19 protein-coding genes, 1 tRNA gene and 1 pseudogene are annotated in these 21,035 nt (G+C 40.1%); 13 read left to right on the top strand and 8 right to left on the bottom strand.

All coding sequences use genetic code 11. From position 1 onward, the window contains the following. Positions 1-611, top strand: a 611-nt coding sequence (locus tag VB620_RS13310) for a M23 family metallopeptidase (protein ID WP_323196631.1), incomplete at its 5' end; no start/stop codon positions are given. 100 nt (positions 612-711) lie between these two features. Here the strand turns inward: VB620_RS13310 and VB620_RS13315 are convergent. Then, the gene (locus VB620_RS13315; RefSeq protein WP_323196632.1) at positions 712-1,155 is read right to left on the bottom strand and encodes a DUF29 domain-containing protein; all 444 of its coding nucleotides are present in this window, start codon (positions 1,153-1,155) and stop codon (positions 712-714) included. Between the two features lie 130 nt (positions 1,156-1,285). Then, positions 1,286-1,882, bottom strand: coding sequence for a glyoxalase-like domain protein (locus VB620_RS13320; RefSeq protein WP_323196633.1), 597 nt, complete (start codon positions 1,880-1,882; stop codon positions 1,286-1,288). Between the two features lie 195 nt (positions 1,883-2,077). Between VB620_RS13320 and VB620_RS13325 the strand changes: the two genes are divergently transcribed. From VB620_RS13325 to VB620_RS13335, 3 genes are all read left to right on the top strand, one after another. After that, a complete protein-coding gene (locus tag VB620_RS13325; RefSeq protein WP_323196653.1) occupies positions 2,078-2,707 on the top strand; it encodes a sigma-70 family RNA polymerase sigma factor in 630 nt (209 codons plus the stop codon). A gap of 98 nt (positions 2,708-2,805) precedes the next feature. Continuing rightward, complete coding sequence (locus tag VB620_RS13330) at positions 2,806-3,831, top strand: tetratricopeptide repeat protein (RefSeq protein ID WP_323196634.1); 1,026 nt, start codon at positions 2,806-2,808, stop codon at positions 3,829-3,831. Between the two features lie 323 nt (positions 3,832-4,154). Beyond that, positions 4,155-5,561 carry a sensor histidine kinase gene (locus tag VB620_RS13335; protein WP_323196635.1) on the top strand — a complete coding sequence of 469 codons (1,407 nt, stop codon included), beginning with the start codon at positions 4,155-4,157 and terminating at the stop codon, positions 5,559-5,561. A 65-nt stretch (positions 5,562-5,626) separates the two neighbouring features. Here the strand turns inward: VB620_RS13335 and VB620_RS13340 are convergent, their stop codons facing one another. Further along, the gene (locus tag VB620_RS13340) at positions 5,627-6,433 is read right to left on the bottom strand and encodes a hypothetical protein (protein WP_323196636.1); all 807 of its coding nucleotides are present in this window, start codon (positions 6,431-6,433) and stop codon (positions 5,627-5,629) included. A 460-nt stretch (positions 6,434-6,893) separates the two neighbouring features. After that, entirely contained in the window at positions 6,894-8,318 is a 1,425-nt protein-coding gene (locus VB620_RS13345) for a sensor histidine kinase (protein WP_323196637.1), read from the bottom strand. Between the two features lie 239 nt (positions 8,319-8,557). Here VB620_RS13345 and ppk1 point away from each other — a divergent pair, with 239 nt between their 5' ends. Further along, entirely contained in the window at positions 8,558-10,768 is a 2,211-nt protein-coding gene (ppk1, locus tag VB620_RS13350) for a polyphosphate kinase 1 (RefSeq protein ID WP_323196638.1), read from the top strand. Between the two features lie 158 nt (positions 10,769-10,926). Continuing rightward, complete coding sequence (locus VB620_RS13355; RefSeq protein ID WP_323196639.1) at positions 10,927-11,331, top strand: response regulator transcription factor; 405 nt, start codon at positions 10,927-10,929, stop codon at positions 11,329-11,331. Between the two features lie 185 nt (positions 11,332-11,516). Here VB620_RS13355 and VB620_RS13360 read toward each other — a convergent pair whose 3' ends face one another. Beyond that, on the bottom strand, positions 11,517-11,699 hold the full coding sequence (locus VB620_RS13360; protein WP_323196640.1) for a hypothetical protein: 183 nt from the start codon (positions 11,697-11,699) through the stop codon (positions 11,517-11,519). Positions 11,700-11,876: 177 nt separating this feature from the next. Between VB620_RS13360 and VB620_RS13365 the strand changes: the two genes are divergently transcribed. After that, the gene (locus VB620_RS13365; protein WP_323196641.1) at positions 11,877-12,428 is read left to right on the top strand and encodes a DUF2854 domain-containing protein; all 552 of its coding nucleotides are present in this window, start codon (positions 11,877-11,879) and stop codon (positions 12,426-12,428) included. A gap of 149 nt (positions 12,429-12,577) precedes the next feature. Here the strand turns inward: VB620_RS13365 and VB620_RS13370 are convergent, their stop codons facing one another. Then, positions 12,578-12,838 (bottom strand): chlororespiratory reduction protein 7, encoded by a 261-nt coding sequence (locus VB620_RS13370; protein ID WP_323196642.1) that lies wholly within the window; start codon positions 12,836-12,838, stop codon positions 12,578-12,580. Positions 12,839-13,218: 380 nt separating this feature from the next. On the opposite strand from VB620_RS13370, the gene VB620_RS13375 reads away from it, so the two are divergent. Then, entirely contained in the window at positions 13,219-14,241 is a 1,023-nt protein-coding gene (locus VB620_RS13375) for a GGDEF domain-containing response regulator (RefSeq protein WP_323196643.1), read from the top strand. Positions 14,242-14,297: 56 nt separating this feature from the next. Here VB620_RS13375 and VB620_RS13380 read toward each other — a convergent pair whose 3' ends face one another. After that, entirely contained in the window at positions 14,298-15,503 is a 1,206-nt protein-coding gene (locus VB620_RS13380) for a histidine kinase (protein WP_323196654.1), read from the bottom strand. 131 nt (positions 15,504-15,634) lie between these two features. On the opposite strand from VB620_RS13380, the gene VB620_RS13385 reads away from it, so the two are divergent. The 3 genes from VB620_RS13385 to VB620_RS13395 all read left to right on the top strand — a co-directional run bounded on the left by VB620_RS13385 (position 15,635) and on the right by VB620_RS13395 (position 19,856). Further along, entirely contained in the window at positions 15,635-17,119 is a 1,485-nt protein-coding gene (locus VB620_RS13385) for a hypothetical protein (protein WP_323196644.1), read from the top strand. A gap of 60 nt (positions 17,120-17,179) precedes the next feature. After that, positions 17,180-18,520, top strand: a complete 1,341-nt coding sequence (locus VB620_RS13390) for an S-layer homology domain-containing protein (RefSeq protein ID WP_323196645.1) — start codon at positions 17,180-17,182, stop codon at positions 18,518-18,520. A gap of 298 nt (positions 18,521-18,818) precedes the next feature. Further along, a complete protein-coding gene (locus tag VB620_RS13395; RefSeq protein WP_323196646.1) occupies positions 18,819-19,856 on the top strand; it encodes an SGNH/GDSL hydrolase family protein in 1,038 nt (345 codons plus the stop codon). A 211-nt stretch (positions 19,857-20,067) separates the two neighbouring features. On the opposite strand, the gene VB620_RS13400 is transcribed toward VB620_RS13395, so the two are convergent. Beyond that, positions 20,068-20,139: transfer RNA gene (locus VB620_RS13400), tRNA-Thr, on the bottom strand. A gap of 33 nt (positions 20,140-20,172) precedes the next feature. Here VB620_RS13400 and VB620_RS13405 point away from each other — a divergent pair. After that, the gene (locus VB620_RS13405) at positions 20,173-20,442 is read left to right on the top strand and encodes a DUF3493 domain-containing protein (protein ID WP_323196647.1); all 270 of its coding nucleotides are present in this window, start codon (positions 20,173-20,175) and stop codon (positions 20,440-20,442) included. 122 nt (positions 20,443-20,564) lie between these two features. Next, a pseudogene (locus VB620_RS13410) lies at positions 20,565-20,894 on the top strand (transposase); the annotation flags it as partial. Positions 20,895-21,035: the final 141 nt, after the last annotated feature.

A 21,035-nucleotide genomic window follows, 5' to 3' on the forward strand; every position in this document is an offset into this window, starting at 1 on the left:
GGACACAAGTCTTTGGTCGAGTGGATTTAGAATCTCCTGGTCTTGAGTGGCAAATTCAAGGCAAAAATGGTTACTACAGTGAACTTTCTTCATTCACAGATAATAACTGGAACTATCAAAGTCGTGACAACTTATTTTTTGACGGTAAAACAGAAAACGGTGAGAGCCTAGCATCTGTCAAGCAGGTTTACTCTGATCTCTCAAATGGCATTTTCGGTTCTTACAAGGCGATAACTGCCGGATACTTTGATACTACTAATTACAGAGGAAGTCATTATGGTATTGATATGGACGGACTTGCTGGTAATACCGTAAAAACCGTTGTTAGTGGTAAGACTAGGATAATTCAGTCTACTCCTGGTAATTTCTTTATTGGTGTTGAAGGTGATGATGGTAATCTTTGGATTTATGGGCATTTAGAAAATTACTCTGTGGGCATTGGTCAGCGTGTAGAAGCTGGAACTATAATTGGTACAGTTTTTGATGGTGCATATTTAGGTTCATACTGGATGAGCCAACACTTACACTTAGAAGTTCATAAGGGTCATACCTACGATCGCACTAAAACCATGAGTCCTCTTCAAGCTTATTGGAAACTGAGAAACAGATAAATAATTTTGTCTGTGCGATCGCTAATTGATCATCAATAATTTTAGGGGTTTACCATTGCCCAAACCCCTGCTCATTCGGTACTTGTTGAGCCTATTAATTTTAATTCAGTTCTGGTAAAAAATCAGGGTTGAGTATTTGTTCTGGAGTGTAAGGACATATTTCTGGAAATACTTGTTCATCCAATTGAGTCTCTCGAATTGCTAAAGCTAAACCTAATTCATACGCATCGGCAAAAACCGCATTTAAATATGGTTTTAAACTAGGGCTATCTTGCAGCAAGAACTTAATTTGCACACGTTGTTCTCGAATTGTACCCAACCAACTATTGCTGCGTTTTTCTGATTGAAACTGCCATTTCAGTAAATGCCCTAATAATAACCCTAACCGATTTCTCAATTCTTGCCGTTCTCTTCTGCCCAAAGTAGCAATTTCTTCGATCAAGTTCAAAGTATCTAACTTATCCCATTGTTGATTCTGAAGCAAATTAATTTGCTCTTGAGTCCAACCATAGAAATCCGTTTCATATTGCTGTGAGGTGTACATTTTTCTTCACTTGGCGCACTTGGCGACTTGGCGGTATGCGCTACGCGCACGCTACGCGAACGATAATCAAATATTATTTCTATGAAGATATTGGGTGTTGATCAGCTGAAATCTGAAACACCCAACATCACTAATTTGCCACTTCCGCGATTTCAATCACTCGACCTTCATAGTCTTTCACCAAAAAATTCAGGGGCTTTTGGTTACGAATTTTGAACTTCAAACCACGCATTTCTACTCGTAATAAAATCATATCCAAACAGTCACGGTCAAAGCAAACATGACGTTGCTGATTTTTATGACCTAAACTAGCCCCTGTAATTACGTGCAACTGGGTATTTTTCTTCATCTGATACCACAGACCATCGTTAGTATTATTCATCACTTTGTTAGACCAGGTGGGACTGGTAGACATATACAGTGGATCAATCCCCGTCGCACCTAAAGTTTGTTCGTAGTTGTAGTAGTAGTGCAAAGGAACTTCGGCGGCGGGTAAATCTAGCAATCCTTCATACAACTGTCGGGCAATTTCTAAGTCAGACACCATGACAGTGTGGACTTTAGGCGCACTGCTGAGGAACATCCACATAGCGCCAGCATAGGCGGCTAGTAAAATGACCATAATTCCCTGGGTAGAAAATAAGCTATCCAAGGGCAAAGAAGACAAAAAAGAGCCAAAAGTTAGGGGGGAAAATAAGAAAGGCATCACATTAGCTGCTATAACCATGAACAAACCAAAAGATTATTTGAGGGGGCGTTTTTATTATTGTCGATAGGAATAAATTTAAGTTCTTATTCTTAGTTTATCAATATTAAACTAATCTGAGTTTGACCAACAAACAGACTGAAACCTAGATTTTATGCAGATCAGCGCACTATTAGGACGAAAAACACTAGTTTAACTACTATGCAGACTACAGCTATGCAAATTCCCCATTTTCCCGAAGCTAATCATCCGTTAGTCAAGTCGCTGTTTCATCACAGTGATCAGGAACTGTTAAATCTATTTCAGACTTATCCAGATGAGGGTAAGTATTTTACGGTGATTTTTTGCCGTTATAGTCCCATAGTTTACACTTTGATTCAGCATTCAGCGCGATCGCCTGTCCAGGCAGATTATTTGTTTGCCCTGACTTGGAAACATATCTATTACGAACTGGGGGGACTAAATTTAGGTGATTCTTCATCGACTCCACAGGCTTTAACTTTGCAAAATTGGCTGATTAATCTGGCTGCTTTCTGTATCAACGAAATTAAACTCCCGCCCACAGAAGCCATTCATTATTCACTGTCCACAACTTCGCCGCCCCTATGGTGCTACGTAGAACAGGCTTTAGATCAACTTCCACCGATGTTGCGCTTAATTGTATTGATGTCTCAAACTTTCCACTGGAGTGAAACCAGAATTGCGGCTTACTTACAAGCCGAAGGGGAAAAAATATCTCCCCTCGAAGTAGCTAATTTTCTCCAGGAAGGGTATTCTATCCTAGAGGACAAATTACCAGCAGACATCCGCGCCATCTACTTGGACGAAGATTTTGTGCAGTCATAGTCTATGTATAAATGCGTAAATTCTTCGTTTTCATTAGAGAAAATTAATTCTTTTGCGGGAATCTTCTGCTGAAAGCGGAAATTTCAATGATAAATTTTATGAAACAACGGCATTTACTACCAGGGTGTTACGTTTTAGTGTTTATTGGTTTATTCACTCCCACGGTGGCGCGTGCTGCTGATGTTACCCAACAACTCCACTACCCTGCAAGTACTTCCAATTGGGGACAATCGAGAGAAAACGCTGATACGTTGTTGCGTATTGGTGAACAACAATATGCTTCTGGATTTCCAGAAAAAGCTGTGACATCGGCTTTAGAAGCATTGGAAATTTATCACGCCATCGGTGATTTTAAGGCACAGGGACTAACTTATGATTTGCTGGCGCAGTCTTATCTCCAGTTAAATCGCTTAAAAGAAGGGGAAAACGCCTTACGCCGACGGTTAGCGATCGCCCGTGATACAAAAGACTTCCAAGCTCAAATTTTTGGCTTAAATAATATCAGCACCTTATTATTACAAAAAGGTGAACCCATCGCCGCAGGTAAAACCAGTGAAGAAGCGCTGACAATTGCCCGTAATGTGCAAAATATTGAAGGTGAAGGACTATCTTTAAACAACTTAGGTTTAGCAGTATTCCGACAGGGAGATGTTAACAAAGCAATTCAACTATATGAAATTGCGCTCAACTTCCGTCGTCAAACCCGTGATCCCATTGGTGAAGCTAATACCCTGAATAATTTAGGTGATGCTTATTTACAAGCCGGAAATTATCCAGACACCATTGGTACTTATGGCGCAGCAATGAGAATCGCTGAAACTGGACGCGATCGCCATAATCAATTACGAGCCATTGACGGTTTAGTAACAGCCCATAGTGCTGTAGGACGTTATGAACGCGCCTTTGATTTACTAGAACAACGTTTAATCATTGCTCAGGAATTAGAAAATCTCCGAGAAGAATTAAGATCTTTTGAATCTTACGCTCATTTATACGAGGAACTAGGTAATTATCCCACAGCGCGTAATTTTTATGAGCGGGCAATCATCCTGGCACGCACCCTGTCAGATAATAAACAGGAAGTACAATTAATTGATCGATTGACTCAAATGCTCAAGAAGTGATTACTTAATTAATTGTTAAATATACCTTGCGTCGCGTAACCATAGATGTGCTTAATTAATTAGTAGCCCTAAACCCCATCCGCGACACCATTGAAATTGCGGGAAAGATTCTTATTCAAGAATACTGTAACTTCCTTGTGAACCCGCACAGTATTTCTATTGATCCAGCGATCGCACAACAAGACAGATTAATATATAAATGTTGGATGAATATTTGATGAATTGTTCCTGAGTATGAAATAGTATCGGTTGCAGGTGGGTAAATTAATTCTTCATAACAAAGGGCTTTATCGTCATACCTACCGAAGCTTAAACCCACTGCCATGTTCAATCATCACTCAACGGAACCTGCCATTTCTGCATCATCTCAACCACTCCAACAAGAAAATATTAATCTAAAACTGATTGTACAAGGAATTACATCCCAGGTTGGTGAAGCCTTTTTCCGAGCTTGCGCCCGTTATTTGGCTGAAGTCCTGGAAATTCAGTATGCATTTATTGCAGAGTTTGTTGATGGCGAAGAGCCACGAGCGAAAGTTTTAGCTTTTTGGGCAGGAGAAGACTTTCAGCCCAATTTTGAATATGGTTTGAGTGGAACTCCTTGTGGTATTCTCTATAAAGAAGGTATCCAAATTTACCCTAATTGTATTCAACAAAAGTTTCCTGAAGACTTAGATTTAGTCGCATTGAATGCAGAAAGCTATCTAGGTATTGCGATTTTAGATCCTAATGGTAAGCCTCTAGGACATATTGCTGGTTTACATACCAAACCGTTAGAACGCGGTTATGAAGAACAAGAGTCTATCTTAAAAATCTTTGCAGCTCGTTCAGCAGCAGAAATTGAGCGTCAATTAGCTGAAAAGGCACTTCAGAAGCAAAATATTTACTTAGAACAAACCTTAAAAAAGTTGCAAGAAACCCAAGCACAACTGATTCAGGCAGAAAAAATGTCTAGTTTGGGGAATTTAGTTGCAGGTATTGCTCATGAAATTAATAATCCCATAGGCTTTATTTATAGCAATATTATCCATAGTCAAAAATCTATTAATACCCTTTTAGAACTGATTGCAGCCTATCAATTAGAACATTCCCACCCATCGAGTAGTCTACAAGAAAAAATTGAAGCTGCTGACTTGGAATTTCTGACAAAAGATGTCTCCAAAATGCTCAATTCTATGCTATCAGGAAGCGAGCGTATTCGTGATATTGTCTTGAGTTTACGCAATTTTTCTCGTCTTAATGAATCAAGGCAGAAATTTGTAAACCTGGAGGAAGGAATAGAAAGTACTTTACTAATCTTAAAACATAGATTGGCAGCCAATAACTTATTACCACAGATCCAGGTAATTAAAGAATATGGACTAACTCCCAAAATCCCATGCTATGCCGGTCAATTGAACCAGGTATTTATGAATATTTTCAATAATGCAATTGATGCCTTGAGAGTTGAGTCTAATACTATTTCCCAGCCAATTATTGAAATTAAAACAGAGCTAGTTTCTGAAACAGATGTAGTTAAAATTTCCATTGCTGATAATGGTATCGGTATAAATGACGAAACCTTATCCCACATCTTTGATCCTTTCTTTACGACTAAACCAGTTGGTTCTGGTACTGGTTTAGGACTTGCTATCAGCTATCAAATTGTTGTTGAGCAGCATAATGGCAAACTATACTGTATTTCTGCTCCAGGACAAGGCACGAAATTTGTGATGGAAATACCTATTTAAGTACGGACGTTCAGAGTCAAGTTTACACACAGCTGTGATAAAAATCTCTCCTTGGACTTAAGGTTCTAATTCAAAAACACTTTACCGTCTTCTTGAATCCGCACTGTACTTTTATCTTCCTGCATTTCAGTGGTGGTGTTCAATCTCACTTCCATCATTCCCGCTTCCGCAGAATCTGGGAGAGTCACCTGTATTAATCCACCATCCTCACGGAAGAATGTCATGGTGATGGGTGCGTTTAAGTTTCGCAGCATTGTATTGGATTTTCCAGGAAGCGATCGCGCCCGTGTATCCCCAATTATCTCATAAATAACTTCCGCCCCACTATCATTAACCAAGCGGATATTTACCCTACCATTAGCCAAAGCAATCTGGGTACTGGGTGGTTGTTGTTCTTCTGGGAAGGGTGGTTGAATCACAGTCACGGATGGACGCGCCCGCACAGCTAAATTAGGAGGAATTCCATGTGCTAGCAGTTGTTCCGTCAGAACATTAGGCGGACATCCTGGAGGTACAATATTTTGAGTGTTAAAAGGCTCTTCGTAGTAAACACCAGGACAGGTAATCAGTCCTCTATCTGGTGCTTCACCGCCCATCCCTAGCCGTCTCTGTTGAGTTATTGGATTAGCCGGTCGGAGTATTCCTTGCGCCCTTAGTCTACCAGTAAAAGCATTAGCAGGACATCCCTGTGGTACTAAAATCCGGTTGTTGTGTGGTTCTTCGTAGTAAATACGAGGGCAAGGGTTAACCTGGGAAGTAGGTTGTTGTGCTACTGTTCTTTGAGAAATAGCTCCTACTGTAATCAGTAATCCGCCGCAAATAACCCCGAATAATCCAGCGTATCTGCGATTTCTGTGCGTATTTATCTTCATAATTAAGTCCTAATAACACTTAAGTCTTCTAAAATACTTAGAAAAAGTCGTGCTTATTAATGAATAATTTCAAGATAACGATTAACTCTATTTACTTAATCTAACTAGAGGAGTGAAATTAAAGTGAGATCACGCCACAATTTTCAATTCAAGGATTATGTAAATTAGGAAGATTAAAGTGTGACAGGACTTACGCAACAATTGCCAAAAATCTTGATTTATCCAACCGCCAAGCCGCCAAGAACGCCAAGAAAACGTAGATTATGCGTAAGTCCTATGTGAGTAAAAATCCTAGCTATACAAACCCAGCTTTAAGGATATTTGATGAACTCGCCATCAGGAATGAATTTGTATAGCATGAGACTATGAAACGGGAAAATTCTTACGAACACTAACTTTATAGTAACTAGTCACTTCATAGTGATTTATCCATCATCAGGAAGAAATATAGAATCTAGATTTAATACTCTGGAGTAATTGGTAAATTCACAGTAAAAGTTGTACCTTGGCCAATATTGCTTTCAACCTGTAGCTGACCTTGATGATGTTCTACAATTGCAGATGCGATCGCCAATCCTAATCCTGAACCTGTAAAACCTTCTGTAATTGTCTTTGCAGTCTTATGGGTACGTGCTGGATCTACCCGATAAAAGCGGTCAAATAAGCGTGGTAAAGCTTCAGTGGGAATACCAATTCCAGTATCCCTAACTTTAACTTGCAACACAGCTGTGCTGTAACGAATTTTAGAAACCCGATTGCTTCCCTCTAAACGCGCCAATTGTACAGACACCTCTCCTTCAGCAGGGGTGTATTGCAAAGCATTACCAATCAAATTTGTAAACAGTCGTACCAGTTGATCCCATTTTCCCGCCAGGGTAAACCAATTTTCTAGTAATTCCGGGCTACTTTCCTCTATGAGAGGATCAACCAAGTCCAGAGTTAACGTAATTTTTTTTTCCCTAGCTAATAGTTGTTGTTCTTCCACAACTTCCATTAGTAAAGCATCCAAAGGACAAGATGAAAAAACATCTTTATTAATCCCACTATCCTGTCTTGCTAAAAACAATAAATCATTAACTAGCTTACCCAAACGCTGGGTGAGGCGTTCCACCACTTTTAACTGTTGTCGATAGTGGACAAAATTAGTAACTCTTGTATCTGCTAATTCTAAATCAGCAAGAGCAACTTGCACATTAGTTTGAATTAAAGTAATAGGGCTACGGAGTTCGTGAGAAGCATCAGCCGTAAATTGTTTCAGCCGTTGGTAAGATTCCCCCACAGGTTCCATAGCTTTACCTGAAAGAAACCAGCCACTAGCAGCGACAGATAACACCATAAACCAAGTACCTAAAGCTAAATCAATAATCAACTGGCGACTAGGTTTAGTAACTTCAAACCAGGGATGACTAACACGCAGATATCCTAATACTTGCCGTCCCACTTCCACCCGTTGGGTAACTTGTCTTAATAAAAGTGGAGAATCCTCTGTCTCTCCCTCTCCCCATATCTCCTGCTTCACTACACGGACTGTTTCACCCAGCCGATTCCCATGAATAGGAATATTTAGAGGTTCCGAAAGAGTAGACCAAACTAATTTGCCATTAGCACTAAACCATTCTAGGTCGATGTGGTCATCTTCTACAGTGCTGGCATTATCTCGAAAACTGGCTTCTACATTAATCCGAAATTGTTCGTTATCCCCACTAACTGGCTCAATTACCAAAGAGCGTTCTACAATTTCCACTACGTGATTGAGGGTATCATCAACCCGCTCAATTAATGTACTGCGGACATACAAATATACACCACTGGCGAATAATAGGAGTAATACCGCAGTTACGGCGGTGTACCATATAGCAAGACGGCGACGAGTAGCTTGGAACATTTGGCAACTTAGAGAAATTTGACTAGAGAGTTTCACTCCAGTTCTATTTAACTTACCGGATGTAATCCGTAAAGCCCCTGAATAAAATTCGATAAATACCAGTAAATGAATGATAAAATAGACAAGGGAAGGTGAAACTTCTACGTAATCCCAAAATCTCCTGCTCTTGAGAGTGGAGAGCCTGAATATATTAATAATCCACCAGATGCATTAGCTCATTTGGCTACCAAAAGATCGTCATGCCGAAATCAAAAAAGAACGCCAATCCCCTTGATTTGAACGATCCCCAATACTATATTAACCGTGAGTTAAGTTGGTTAGAATTTAACAGTCGTGTACTGCACGAAGCTTGTGATTCCAGGGTACTGCTGCTAGAAAGATTAAAATTTTTGGCGATTTTCAGCGCCAATTTAGATGAATTTTTTATGGTGCGGATAGCAGCTTTAAAGCAACAGGTAGAAGCAAAAGTTGCCAAACTCACTCCTGATAGTCGTACACCACAGCAACAGCTAGATGATATTAGAGCAAAACTTAGTCCCCTGGTGACAAAGCAGCACCAACAATTTGAAGCAGTTTTGCAACCTCAGCTACTTAGTCATGGCATCCAGATACTAGACTACATAAATTTAAACCAAAAACAACGCACTTATTTAGATAACTATTTTGAAGAACAAATATTTCCGGTTCTAACTCCTTTGGCTGTTGATCCTAGCCATCCTTTCCCTTTTATTTCTAATCTCAGCCTGAATTTGGCTGTTGTGGTGATAAACCCAGATACAGAACAAGAATTTTTTGCTAGGGTGAAAGTCCCGAATGTGTTACCGCGATTTATACCTGTACCACCGGAGTTAGGAATTCCTGAAACTGGAAAAACAGCGCACTGGACTGGTGTACCCTTAGAACAGGCGATCGCTCATAATCTGGAGTCTCTATTTCCAGGCATGAATATCCAAGAATATCACCCCTTCCGCATTACCCGTGATGCTGATTTGGCTTTAGAAGAAGACGAAGCAGATGATCTCCTCTTAGCCATTGAACAAGAACTACGTAAACGGCGCATGGGTGGAACCCCAGTCAGACTAGAAATTAAATCCCAGACTCCTCAGCCCATACGTTCTCGGCTATTGCAAGATTTGGACTTAACCGAAAATGATGTTTATGAAGTTGATGGGCTTTTAGGACTACGGGACTTAATGTATTTTATGGCCTTGCCATTACCCGAACTCAAAGAACCACCACGCCAGTCTGTCGTACCTTCACGTTTACAAAGATTGAGAGAACCAAGTTTAACCTCAGATCCTTTGGAATTAGAAGAAGGTCAGGACTTTTTTGCCATCATTAGAGAAAAAGATTTGTTGGTACACCACCCATATCAATCCTTTTCCTCCACAGTAGTAAAGTTTATTACCCATGCAGCCCATGATCCCAATGTGCTAGCCATCAAAATGACCCTTTACCGCACTTCCGGCGACTCACCCATAGTCAAAGCCTTAATTGCAGCTGCGGAAAATGGCAAACAAGTATCTGTGTTAGTGGAATTAAAAGCCCGGTTTGATGAAGAAAATAATATTTATTGGGCGAGAAGTTTAGAAAGAGTTGGTGTACACGTTGTTTATGGTTTAGTAGGTCTCAAAACTCATTGCAAAACTGTGATGGTAGTGCGTAGAGAAAAAGACCGAATGCGCCGTTATATCCACATAGGTACTGGGAACTATAATCCTAAGACAGCACGTTTATATACAGATTTGGGATTATTTAGCTGTCGGGAAGAATTGGGTGCAGATATTACAGATTTATTTAATTTTTTAACCGGCTATTCTCGGCAAAAATCCTATCGAGAAGTGCTAGTTGCGCCTGTAAATATGCGCGATCGCTTTTTGGCATTAATTCATCGAGAAATGGAAAATGTCCAAAATGGTTTTTCAGGGCGGATTGTTGCCAAAATGAATTCCCTTGTAGATCCCCAAATCATCGCCACTTTATATGCAGCTTCTCGTGCTGGAGTGCAAATTGATCTAATTATTCGCGGGATCTGCTGTTTACGACCAGGGTTAAAAGACATTAGTGAAAATATTCGCGTCATCAGCATTATCGGCCGCTTCTTAGAACATTCTCGCCTTTACTATTTCCATAATAATAAACAAGAGGAAATTTACATTGGCAGCGCTGATTGGATGAGTCGCAACTTAGATCGGCGAGTTGAAGTCATTACCCCCATCAAAGACCCAGATATTGCTAAAGATTTGCAAGAAATTTTAGGAATCATGTTAGCAGATAATCGTCAAGCCTGGGAACTAAAATCTGATGGTAGTTATATTCAACGCCGTCCCGGTGAAGATTCTCCAGAAACTAATTCACAAACAATTCTCATCAACATGGCATTACGTTCAACAGGTCTAGCCTCAAACTTGATTGATGCCAAAAAAAGCTACTATTACACAGAAAAATAGGTAATTCCAATTTGTTCTAGGAAAACTTCATTTTTTAGCTAATTTTTCGTCAAACATCATCAGTAAACACGATTTATTCCACCATAAGATAGAGTGATTTTTCAGAATTATTACCATAAAATGTGAGGACTGATGTATCGATTTTTCTATCTTATTAAATGTTAATGTTGTCTTGTGAGTCTACGACCTTGCGTATTTTAGTGGTTGACGATCACGAACTTACACGCTTAACTTTACAATTAGCTTTTTCAACGCAAAAAAATTTTCACGTAGTTGGGTTAGCTTGTAATGGTCAAGAAGCTATAGAAATGCTCCAAACTTTTCAACCTGATGTGATTATTCTAGATTTACAAATGCCAATTATGGATGGTTGGAGTGCTTCTAGTCATATCAAAGCTATCTCCCCTCAAACTCAAATACTAGCTTATTCTTCAGTGGAAGATGTCAATTTTTGGGCTACTAAGGCCACAACTAATTTCGACGATGTATGTCAAAAAGATGTTTCTACAAATGAACTGATTGCTTTGGTCAACCAGTTGGGAGAACGTGCCAGAAATAATTGATAATATATAATCCCCAGGTTGCTTTTCAATTGAGAAACTAGGAAAAAATATTTATTTGCAATCAAGTCAGAGAACTCCAGTTACACTCGCAACTTGAAAAGTGAGCATTTCCAAAAAAAAACAGCACCAGTTCCACCATTGATTAACGGTTTTACTAGCGCTGTTGTACGTACTCTCAGTTTATCCTAATTATTATCTGTGTCCGGAATAGTCCGTTTAAATTCATCGATTAAATCATCCATCTCTTCTAAAGCCTGGTTGACATCAATTCTCAAAGTTCCCAAGTTTGGCTGTTCCAGAAGACTCAGTAGATACTCCCGTTTGCTTTGAACCACGGCAATTCGTTCTTTTATAGTCTGTAAATCCATAATTTTTTTCCAGTTTTGAAATAGGCTCAAATTTAAAGTTAACCCAAAATGCCGCATAGACGCGATTAATCGGGTTTATGCTGGAATCATCAGCCGTAAGTAACTCCTCTTCAATTCTGACCAATAACCGATGATAATAAAAACTGAGATGTTAAGAATTTATAATATCCGAAGCTCATGTTACGTAAAATTTCTTTGGGAACTATCGGTTTAACCATCGGCGGTATATTAATCGTTGTTGGTTTCATCGCCTACGGTGCTGATAATGCCACACTTAATCTTGTCGGATTTTTTTATGGGTTTCCCCTGTTTTTAGGAGGACTGGCGCTGAAAGCTAATGAAATTCAGCCTATACCCTTCAGCGAAGAGACAACGCCATCTATATTACTCTTGCGAGAACAGCAAGCAACTGTTACTCAAAATAAAATTCGCAAGGACATCACTCGATACTGCTACGGTCAAGAGGCTCATTTAGATGAAGCCCTGTCTTACCTTGGATTGAGTCCCACAGATGAAGACCGCCCAATAGTCACAGGTTTACGAGAAACTGAAATGAATGGTGCTTATGCCTTAATTTTAGAATTTGATTCTGAATTTATTTCATTGGATGTTTGGCAAGAAAAACAGGAGAAAATGACAAAATATTTCGGACCTGGAGTAGATATTAAGATTACACAGGTTGAGGAAGATGTGATTGAATTAACGATTATGACGATTGTTGAGACCTAAATCCGCCGCAGTTTTGTTTGGGGAGTGCATGAAAGCAATTCTCTCCAACTCCTCCGAGGGGAACCCCTCCCACCCCTTCGGCTAACTTTCTGAAGAAATAAGGAAGTTGTGTTGGAGTGACGACAGAAAAAGCTACATTGACTGCAAAACTACTTTTCTAATCGTATTGCGTACCACTGTAAATATTTTCCCGGACCCACATCTAATTCACAACTTGTATCAATTAAGTATTTGGCTTGAGTATCTACAGATGCAAACTTTTGTAAGTCTGGGGATAACTGATCATCACTAATGGTTTCCAGGACAAGTTTAAGTTTGTCTAATAATTCATCGGTGGTGAGAAATTGTTCTGGTTGGTCTGTTTCTAGAACAAGAAAATTATCTTGCTGGTACATTATGGAGTCTGGCATTTAATAATTTTTCTCAATAGTGTGTAGTTGTGAGATGCAATTCTCAAGTCAAATTTTGGAGCTGCGTTGGTGGCTAAACTTGATTACAGTCTTATCTGCTAATGAATAACACTCCTTTGTTAGCCAAGGTGAATTTATCTATATGGATATTTTTAGCTAGTATACTTACCTTTTTGCGCCGAAATCACCTATATTGTGGAATAAATCGGAATATATTTATTTGAAATCACATTGTTATACTTTGTCAGCAGAGAACAAGTTTGTTCAATAATTTTGACTACTGCCAGAAAAATGTTGCTCCTAGACGATTTAATCATTAGGATGAGGTTTCTTGAGCTATGTTTTAACTCGATACTTTTCTGTTCAGTGGTACGTAAGTCATGTCAGGGATAAGCCCGTTTAGTTTATCTAAGCAACCTCCGGTGATTTTGGTAGCTGATGATGACAAGACCGTCCGATTACTGTTGCGTGAAGCTATGGAAAAAGAAGGTTATCGCGTCGTTGAGGTTGCTGACGGTCAACAGTGTTTAGATGCTTATAAGACTGTCAAACCAGATATAGTATTACTCGATGCCATTATGCCTGTGATGGATGGTTTTACTTGTTGTAAACAATTACTACAAATTGCTAAAAATAATTTGATGATAGCCCTCGCTAGTCTTGATATTGAAGCTCCTTTGGGTAATACTGTGATCTCAAAGTTATGGGAACGCACACCCATATTGATGATTACAAGTTTAAATGATCAGGAGTCTGTAGATCGAGCTTTTGATTCAGGGGTCACAGATTATATGACTAAGCCAATTCATTGGCCAGTCTTGCGCCAAAGATTAAAAAAACTCTTACAACAAGCCCAGGTGTACAAACAATTAGAAGCGGCAAATTTGGCTTTACAGCAACTGGCGAATGTCGATGCTTTGACTGGGCTGGCTAATCGTCGTCGCTTTGATGATTATCTGAATACGCAGTGGATTAATTTAGTGCAGGAACAATCTCCTTTATCACTGATTTTGTGTGATATTGATTTTTTTAAGTTGTACAATGATCGATATGGTCATCCTGCTGGGGATAATTGTATCCGTAAGGTGAGCGGTACTTTAAACGATAAAGCGGAAAATAATCAAGTTTTAGTGGCGCGTTATGGTGGTGAAGAGTTTGCTGTAATTATGCCTTACACTTGTGCTGATGATGCATTTTACTTGGCTATGGCAATGCAAACTGGTGTGATTAATTTACAAATTTCTCATAGTGGTTCTGACATTAGTCAGTATGTGACGATAAGTATGGGAGTGGCGACTATGACTCCTACTTGGGAATCTTCTCCTTCTGATTTGATTATGGCGGCAGATCAAGCTCTTTATCGAGCAAAAGAGCAAGGGCGCAATCAGATTGTCCAGAGTTGACAATTCTTTCGTTAATTCCCTTGTAAATAGGTAACTCATCTTGTCTGATTTGGCGTTCAAGATGGATATACTGGTAGTGTAAAGTGGAACCATGCGCCGCCATTGGGGGTAGCATCTACCCAAATTTGACCATAATGTGATTGGATGATGCGCTGGCATAAACAAAGACCAATGCCGTAGCCATCGATAGATTGATCACGTTGTAGTCTGTAGTGGTTTTCAAAGATGCGATCGCGCTTTTCTACTGGAATTCCTGGACCACTGTCACCAATACTAAATTGAATTTTTTGGGTGGTGCGGTGTAAACCAGAAACAGTAATTTTGCCGCCTTCGGGGGTGTATTTAATGGCATTGTCTAGTAAATTTATGACTACTTGCCGTACACGTTCAGGATCAGCGTAGACCTTCGGTAAATCTTGGGGAATGTCGGTTTCTATTTCTTGGGATTTCGCAATGTAGCGATCGCGCAATTCTTGTAATACATCCATACAAATATTACCAATTGCCATCTTTTGCGGGATTATAGGCAACTCTGTATCACTACCGCGTCCTACCTGTAACAAATCAGCAATCATCCGGTCAATTGTTTTAGTTTGATTGCGGGCCTGTTTTAATAAATGGGCTGCCATAGCTGGTTTTAGGCGGGTAAATGCAGCCATCTCTATGCTGTAATTAGATTGTAAAGTTTCTATGGCGATCGCAGCTGCTGTCAGAGGATTACGCAAATCATGAGCCAGCATAGAAATAACTCTATCCTTAAATAGTAGCTGCTCTTGAAGTTTGTCATTTTCCTGTTTTAAGCGAAAAACTTCATCTGAAAGTGTAATTAATTCCGTAGAAACCGCCACAGAATGAATTGTTGATTTAGGTAATAATACTTGACTATTATCCTCTACTCGTTCTTGTAAATCTTCTGGTACTTTAGAATAAGTATCTACATTGGCTTGCCAGCGCGGCCACCAGTTCTTCAATTGGGCAATGATATTACTCCCAGCTATAATCTGTCGAGGTTCTGGGTGAATCTTAATTAAAGCTGGAGTGGCGACTAATTTAAAATGTTCTGCTAGATAGGGTTGTTGCCCCACATCAATAATTTGAACATCAAAGTTAGACTCAGCCTGTAATTCTTTTAAGTAAGCACGGATACGTTGTACTTGTTGTCGGGACTTGGGTCGTCCATCGACAAATAATAATAGTTGGAGTGGAGCCTCAGAATAAATAGGCTGATCCTGGGAAACTTGCATGTAATCGTGTTTCAGCACTGGTAACAACCTGGCGACGCTTCGCTTCACAGAAAGTAAAATGGACTGATGGTTGTCGATACGTGGGGATTTTTCCCAATTTAATATCTATTTTAGATTTTTCCTACTCCTATCTACTCGGCGTTTTTGAAATGAGACACTTATTTTTGAGCTTTTTGCTGCCTTTGCCTTTAGCTTCTGTTCCAGCAATCACCTTGGCTGCGGAATATCCATCTCCCATAACTCAAAATTTGACATCAAAGTCAACAGAAGAAAAATTTTATACTGAAGCCGGGAAACTGGTGCAGCGTCAGATAGACTTGATTGCTCGTATTGAGCAAGCACTGATAAATCCCGATCCCAATCGGATGCGAGCTGTAAGAGGACAATTAACAATTCAACTCAAGAGTGTAGAAAGTTTTGTGAATCGCCAGCAAAAGCATTCTCAAACTTTATGTAGTTCTCAAATTGACTTATCCAGCAATCTTTCACCCTTTTCTCCAGAATTAACGGCAGCCCCAGATCAAATTTACTGCTCTTTGTATACTTCTAACCAGGAGTTATTAAAACTATCCCCAATACTAGATACTCTGTTATCTCGACGGGGTGAATTAGCCTTAGTCAGACAGCTACCTCTGGTGACTGGTGAACGTCAATCAGATCCGGTGCTTTCTATTGCACCAATACAGTATCCCCAACTAGGTAAGCCTGCACTCCCTTTCTCTGCACTGGAACCCAAGTTATCAAATCACCCTTTAGAAATACAAAAACAGGTGATTGGCAGGAGCGCAAAAACCGCCATAGCTAATTATGCACCGCCTCTCCAACCTGCAATTGTAGCCCCTGATTCAGCACTAGCTACTCTGACAACCGCCAAGAAAATTTTAATGGCAACACAGAAGGTATTTCCCCCACAAATCCGATTTACAGATCCTTGGGAAAATACTCAGATACTCGACCGTCTTACCTACGCAGTCAGTCTGGAAGAATCACAAATTTACGCTGAGTTGTTGGCATTGCCTCGTACTGGTATTTTTCGTGTATTACAGTCTTCAGCTTACCAACGTCCCCTGAATACTTTACGGAATCGATTGCAACCCAATGTCGGGGAGCGTTATCCTTTTCCTGTTTTGGGTGATGCTAAGGATGGATTTAATCCTAGCTTAACACTTCAGATGCGAGGAGAAAGGTTTCAGTTACTGGATCAAGGGCTAGATTATAGTTTCATGGTTGAGGTGGGTGATGTACCTCTGGAAGAGTTAGATAGCTCCTGGGGATCTGTAGCATCGCCAACGCGAGAATTTTTCCTGAACTACCAACCACCCAAACAGTTGGCGGCTTTGCAGTTAGAAAAAAGACGGTTGTTAACGGGTAAAGACCAGAATTGGCAGCAAAATTCAGTAATTTTTCCCCATGCTCCCGTGAAATTAAATCATACTTATTTAGTGCGATCGCTACAATTTCAACTCCCAGAAAGCATTGAGAAAAACAAAGCCATCTCACCAGAACAACTACAACAAATTCCCAGTAGTGATCTGATCCTAGCCTTCCGTGCAGTACGTCGCCGTCCTGATGGTAGTTACACCGTACTATGGAGAGTTTTAAACCAATTACCCGCGCCACAAATTACAGAATAATTAATTAACTCTCAGCAGTCTGCGCTAGGGTAGAAATTGACACGCCATTTGTGATGTACCGTGCTTTTTTGTAAACGTCCAGCTGTCTTATTGAGTTTGGCTGTTTTACTCACTTTTTTAACAGCTTGTGGTAACAATTCCAACGCCAAGAACCTGGAACAGTCTTTGGCGGCAGATCCCAGGCTACAAGACAACCCAGAAATTTTTGGCGCATCTCAGACCAATGAAGGCAAACCAGGGCAAAACCAACCCACAGTTGAGTTACCAGCTGATTTTCCCCAGAATATCCCTTTGTATCCCGATGCTAAATTACAGTCAGTTACACCTGCTAGTGGCGCAAAAAATCCTGTAGTCACTCGTTGGCTGAGTTCCGACCCCAGCAATTTTATTACTAGTTTTTATAGTGACCAGTTTCAGAAAAGTGACTGGCAGATATTAGAACGGCCTACAGATGATTTAGAAAATACCTTTATCGTGCGTCGTGACGATTTACAGATCAAAATATCTGTTCAGCCAAAATCAGTTACTAACCCCAAACCGGATCAGCCACAAACAGCGACGGCATTAGTTATTGAGTATTCACCTCATAATACCGCCGCTACAAAACCGAGGGAAACTCTAAGTCCATCTAAGAATCCCAGCCGACCCGACAATGTGGCGACACAACCAGGTAACACATCGAGTAGTTCTACATCTCAGCAATTTGACGATCTCAATCAAGCACCACCAGAACTGCGTCCATCTATCCAAGACTTAGCAGCTTTGGGTGTTTTGTCTTTACACTCTCAGGAAATTAAGAACAGTTCCAATGATGGCATCAATAAATCATTTGAACCCAGTAAAAACATTACTCGCCGAGAATATGCCCGTTGGCTAGTAGCTGCTAACAATGCCATGTATGTGAATAATCCGGCTAAACAGATTCGCTTGGCATCAACCAGCACTCAACCGACCTTTAGTGATGTATCTGCAAATGATCCTGATTTTCCGGTAATTCAAGGATTAGCAGAAACTGGTTTAATTCCTAGTCCTTTGTCTGGGGACTCTACCGCAGTTGTATTTCGTCCTGACGCACCGTTAACTAGGGAACAGTTGATTTTGTGGAAAATACCCTTAGATACTCGCCAAGCCTTACCTGCTGCCAATTTAGAAGCAGTTAATCAAACCTGGGGTTTTCAAGATACGGGAAAAATTGACCCCAAGGCATTACGCGCAGTGCTTGCTGATTTCCAAAATGGTGAACAATCAAATATTCGGCGGGTGTTTGGCTATACAACCCTGTTTCAACCCAAAAAACCAGTGTCTCGCGCAGAGGCGGCGGCGGCGTTGGGCTATTTTGGGACTTTAGGTGAGGGAATATCGGTGACTGAGGCTTTGAATTTCAGGCGATCGCCAAACTGAGCTTGTCTTTCCCATTAATCTACAGCTAAAGCTGGGGTGGACTATTCATCTACCCTGGCTTAATTTTTGGCATTGTTACTTTATGAATAATTTACAAAGTAGCCGTAAATCATAAAATTTCGGTAAATTATTGTATTTAAACAGCAATATACCGTATGTTTAAATTTATTGTTACAAACTGTACTAAATAAAATTAGGCAAATGTACTTCTTCCTGAAGTTAGTGAATTTTGCCATAACTCATCAATTTAACTCTTTGATCTATCATTCTTTAGAAATATTTCTAGAATTTAAGAAACATGAAAAAGCAATTTTTGGCGGCAGGATTCCTCCTTTTTTCCTTAATATTACCAACTAAAGCTTCTGCTACAATTTTTAGTCAGCTTTATGTATTTGGTGATAGTCTTGTTGATAATGGTAATTTTTTCAGTTTAACCCAAGATAATTTAAACATTGGAATTCCTCCCTCTCCATACTTTGAAGGAAGATTCTCTAATGGGCCAGTGTGGGTAGAATATCTTTCAGATGATCTGGGGTTAACGGCAACTAACTTTGCTGTTGCTAGTGCTACAACAGGAGATATTAATACATTTAATAATAATCCTTTGTTGCCTTTTCCGGGATTAACCCAGCAGATCGACTCTTTCTTGGCAACTAATCCTCAAGCGGATCAAGACGCGCTATACATAATATCAGCTGGCAGTAATGATTATCTAGGCGCTGGCATTCAAGACTTTAATCAACCAGTCAATAATTTGCTCAATGTAATTACTAATCTAGCTTCTGTTGGGGCTAAGAATTTCTTAGTACCTAATCTTTTTAATTTAGGAAGTATCCCCGCGACCCAGAATACTGCTATTGCGAATGAACTTAATATTTTGACTGGATTACATAATTTAGCCTTGAGTCAAAGTATCCAAAATTTAAGTCAGCAGAGACCTAGCCTTAATCTCAATCTGTTCGACGTTAATTCTATATTTAGTCAAGTTATCAACAATCCAGAAGAATTTCCTTTCACAAATCTGAATGATAGTTGCTTAGAAGAGTCAATTGAATTCATATTAGCAACAGGCCAGTTTACGCAATGTTCTAACCCAAATGAGTATCTGTTTTGGGACGCTCTTCATCCCACAACAACTGCTCATGGCATCTTAGCAGATGCAGCATTCTCGGCAATTGAGCCACAATCTGTTCCCGAATCTGGGAATACATGGGGTTTGTTAGCTCTTGGAGCTTTAGGTGCAGCTGGAATGATTAAGCAGCAACAAAAAAAGCTGGCTTCTACTCTAGCAAGTTTGGTTATTGCTGCAAAATCGTCTCATACAGTTGAAAACTAAAGCAATCAAAATAATCTGAATTAACCTGAGAATGTCCCAAATTTGCATACTCAGGTTTAATTGACTGTGGTTGACCAGCAGCCTCAGCCAATAATTGAGGTTGACTAAAATTAAATCGCTATTTCCTCGCAATGTAAAATCGCCGCTAAAAACTTAGAGTGTGCGATCGCCGCAGAGGAAAAGATACACTATTGTTAATTAGTTTTATTCAAGCCGATGACGGGATTTGAACCCGTGGCCTGCTGATTACGAATCAGCTGCTCTACCACTGAGCCACATCGGCATATACGACATATAATTGTAGCACCATTTACTCATGAGCAAACTAAATTCTCAAAATCGCCTCAATCCAGAACAATATGCCCGCCTCAAAGCTGAAATGGCCGCCCCCTATCGTGGTGTAAGAAAATTTATCTATATCGGTTTTGGTACATCTGCTTTCATTGGCGCATTTATTTTCTTTTTTCAAGTCCTGGCTGGACGAGACATTGATAGCGCTCTGCCTAATTTAGCACTTCAAATCGGAGTTTTAGCCCTGATGATTTTTCTCTGGCGCTGGGAAGAAAATCGGCAAAAACGTTCTTGATGATACTTTGACACCCTATTTAATTTATCAAAACTGTAGCCAAAAAAAGAGTATAAAAAAGAGGGCTGATGTAGTAGAGTTATAGTCTTCCAAAACAACAACTCGAAATCCACACACAGCCCATGTTTGACATACTAGCACTGTTGCAATGCCTACTACCAGAGATAGAAGTCACGACGATGCGGCAATTGAGCCAGATCATCATGGCTATGTTAGCCATGAGTGGGCGAGTAACGATGTTGGGAATTTCGCGTTGGACGCTTAGTGGTGGTAGTTATCGGACGGTAATCAGATTCTTTCGTACAGTCATACCGTGGGCAACGGTGTTCTGGGTGTTTTTTCGACGGCATTTGTTTTGCCCAAATGATGTTTATTTGTTGGCAGGAGACGAAGTAGTAATCAGCAAAGCCGGGAAAAATACCTATGGATTAGATAGGTTCTTTTCCAGTCTAATAATTGACACTCCCCGGCGTGAACGCACGGGGATTCTTGGATCTAAGACATAACTTGCTCATGCAGGTTTTCACCAACATGAGTAGAGGTTTCATCTCCCCAAGCGTTGCTTGCGTCTAGCGCAAAGGTTCCGGTATGCC

Source organism: Nodularia harveyana UHCC-0300 (assembly GCF_034931085.1).
In the GTDB taxonomy this organism is placed as follows: domain Bacteria; phylum Cyanobacteriota; class Cyanobacteriia; order Cyanobacteriales; family Nostocaceae; genus Nodularia; species Nodularia harveyana.

Coding starts and splice junctions, on each gene's coding strand:
- VB620_RS13315 (WP_323196632.1), bottom strand. CDS start 1,155: ATGTACACCTCACAGCAATATGAAACGGATTTCTATGGTTGGACTCAA.
- VB620_RS13320 (WP_323196633.1), bottom strand. CDS start 1,882: ATGGTTATAGCAGCTAATGTGATGCCTTTCTTATTTTCCCCCCTAACT.
- VB620_RS13325 (WP_323196653.1), top strand. CDS start 2,078: ATGCAAATTCCCCATTTTCCCGAAGCTAATCATCCGTTAGTCAAGTCG.
- VB620_RS13330 (WP_323196634.1), top strand. CDS start 2,806: ATGAAACAACGGCATTTACTACCAGGGTGTTACGTTTTAGTGTTTATT.
- VB620_RS13335 (WP_323196635.1), top strand. CDS start 4,155: ATGTTCAATCATCACTCAACGGAACCTGCCATTTCTGCATCATCTCAA.
- VB620_RS13340 (WP_323196636.1), bottom strand. CDS start 6,433: ATGAAGATAAATACGCACAGAAATCGCAGATACGCTGGATTATTCGGG.
- VB620_RS13345 (WP_323196637.1), bottom strand. CDS start 8,318: ATGTTCCAAGCTACTCGTCGCCGTCTTGCTATATGGTACACCGCCGTA.
- ppk1 (WP_323196638.1), top strand. CDS start 8,558: ATGCCGAAATCAAAAAAGAACGCCAATCCCCTTGATTTGAACGATCCC.
- VB620_RS13355 (WP_323196639.1), top strand. CDS start 10,927: ATGTTAATGTTGTCTTGTGAGTCTACGACCTTGCGTATTTTAGTGGTT.
- VB620_RS13360 (WP_323196640.1), bottom strand. CDS start 11,699: ATGGATTTACAGACTATAAAAGAACGAATTGCCGTGGTTCAAAGCAAA.
- VB620_RS13365 (WP_323196641.1), top strand. CDS start 11,877: ATGTTACGTAAAATTTCTTTGGGAACTATCGGTTTAACCATCGGCGGT.
- VB620_RS13370 (WP_323196642.1), bottom strand. CDS start 12,838: ATGCCAGACTCCATAATGTACCAGCAAGATAATTTTCTTGTTCTAGAA.
- VB620_RS13375 (WP_323196643.1), top strand. CDS start 13,219: ATGTCAGGGATAAGCCCGTTTAGTTTATCTAAGCAACCTCCGGTGATT.
- VB620_RS13385 (WP_323196644.1), top strand. CDS start 15,635: ATGAGACACTTATTTTTGAGCTTTTTGCTGCCTTTGCCTTTAGCTTCT.
- VB620_RS13395 (WP_323196646.1), top strand. CDS start 18,819: ATGAAAAAGCAATTTTTGGCGGCAGGATTCCTCCTTTTTTCCTTAATA.
- VB620_RS13405 (WP_323196647.1), top strand. CDS start 20,173: ATGAGCAAACTAAATTCTCAAAATCGCCTCAATCCAGAACAATATGCC.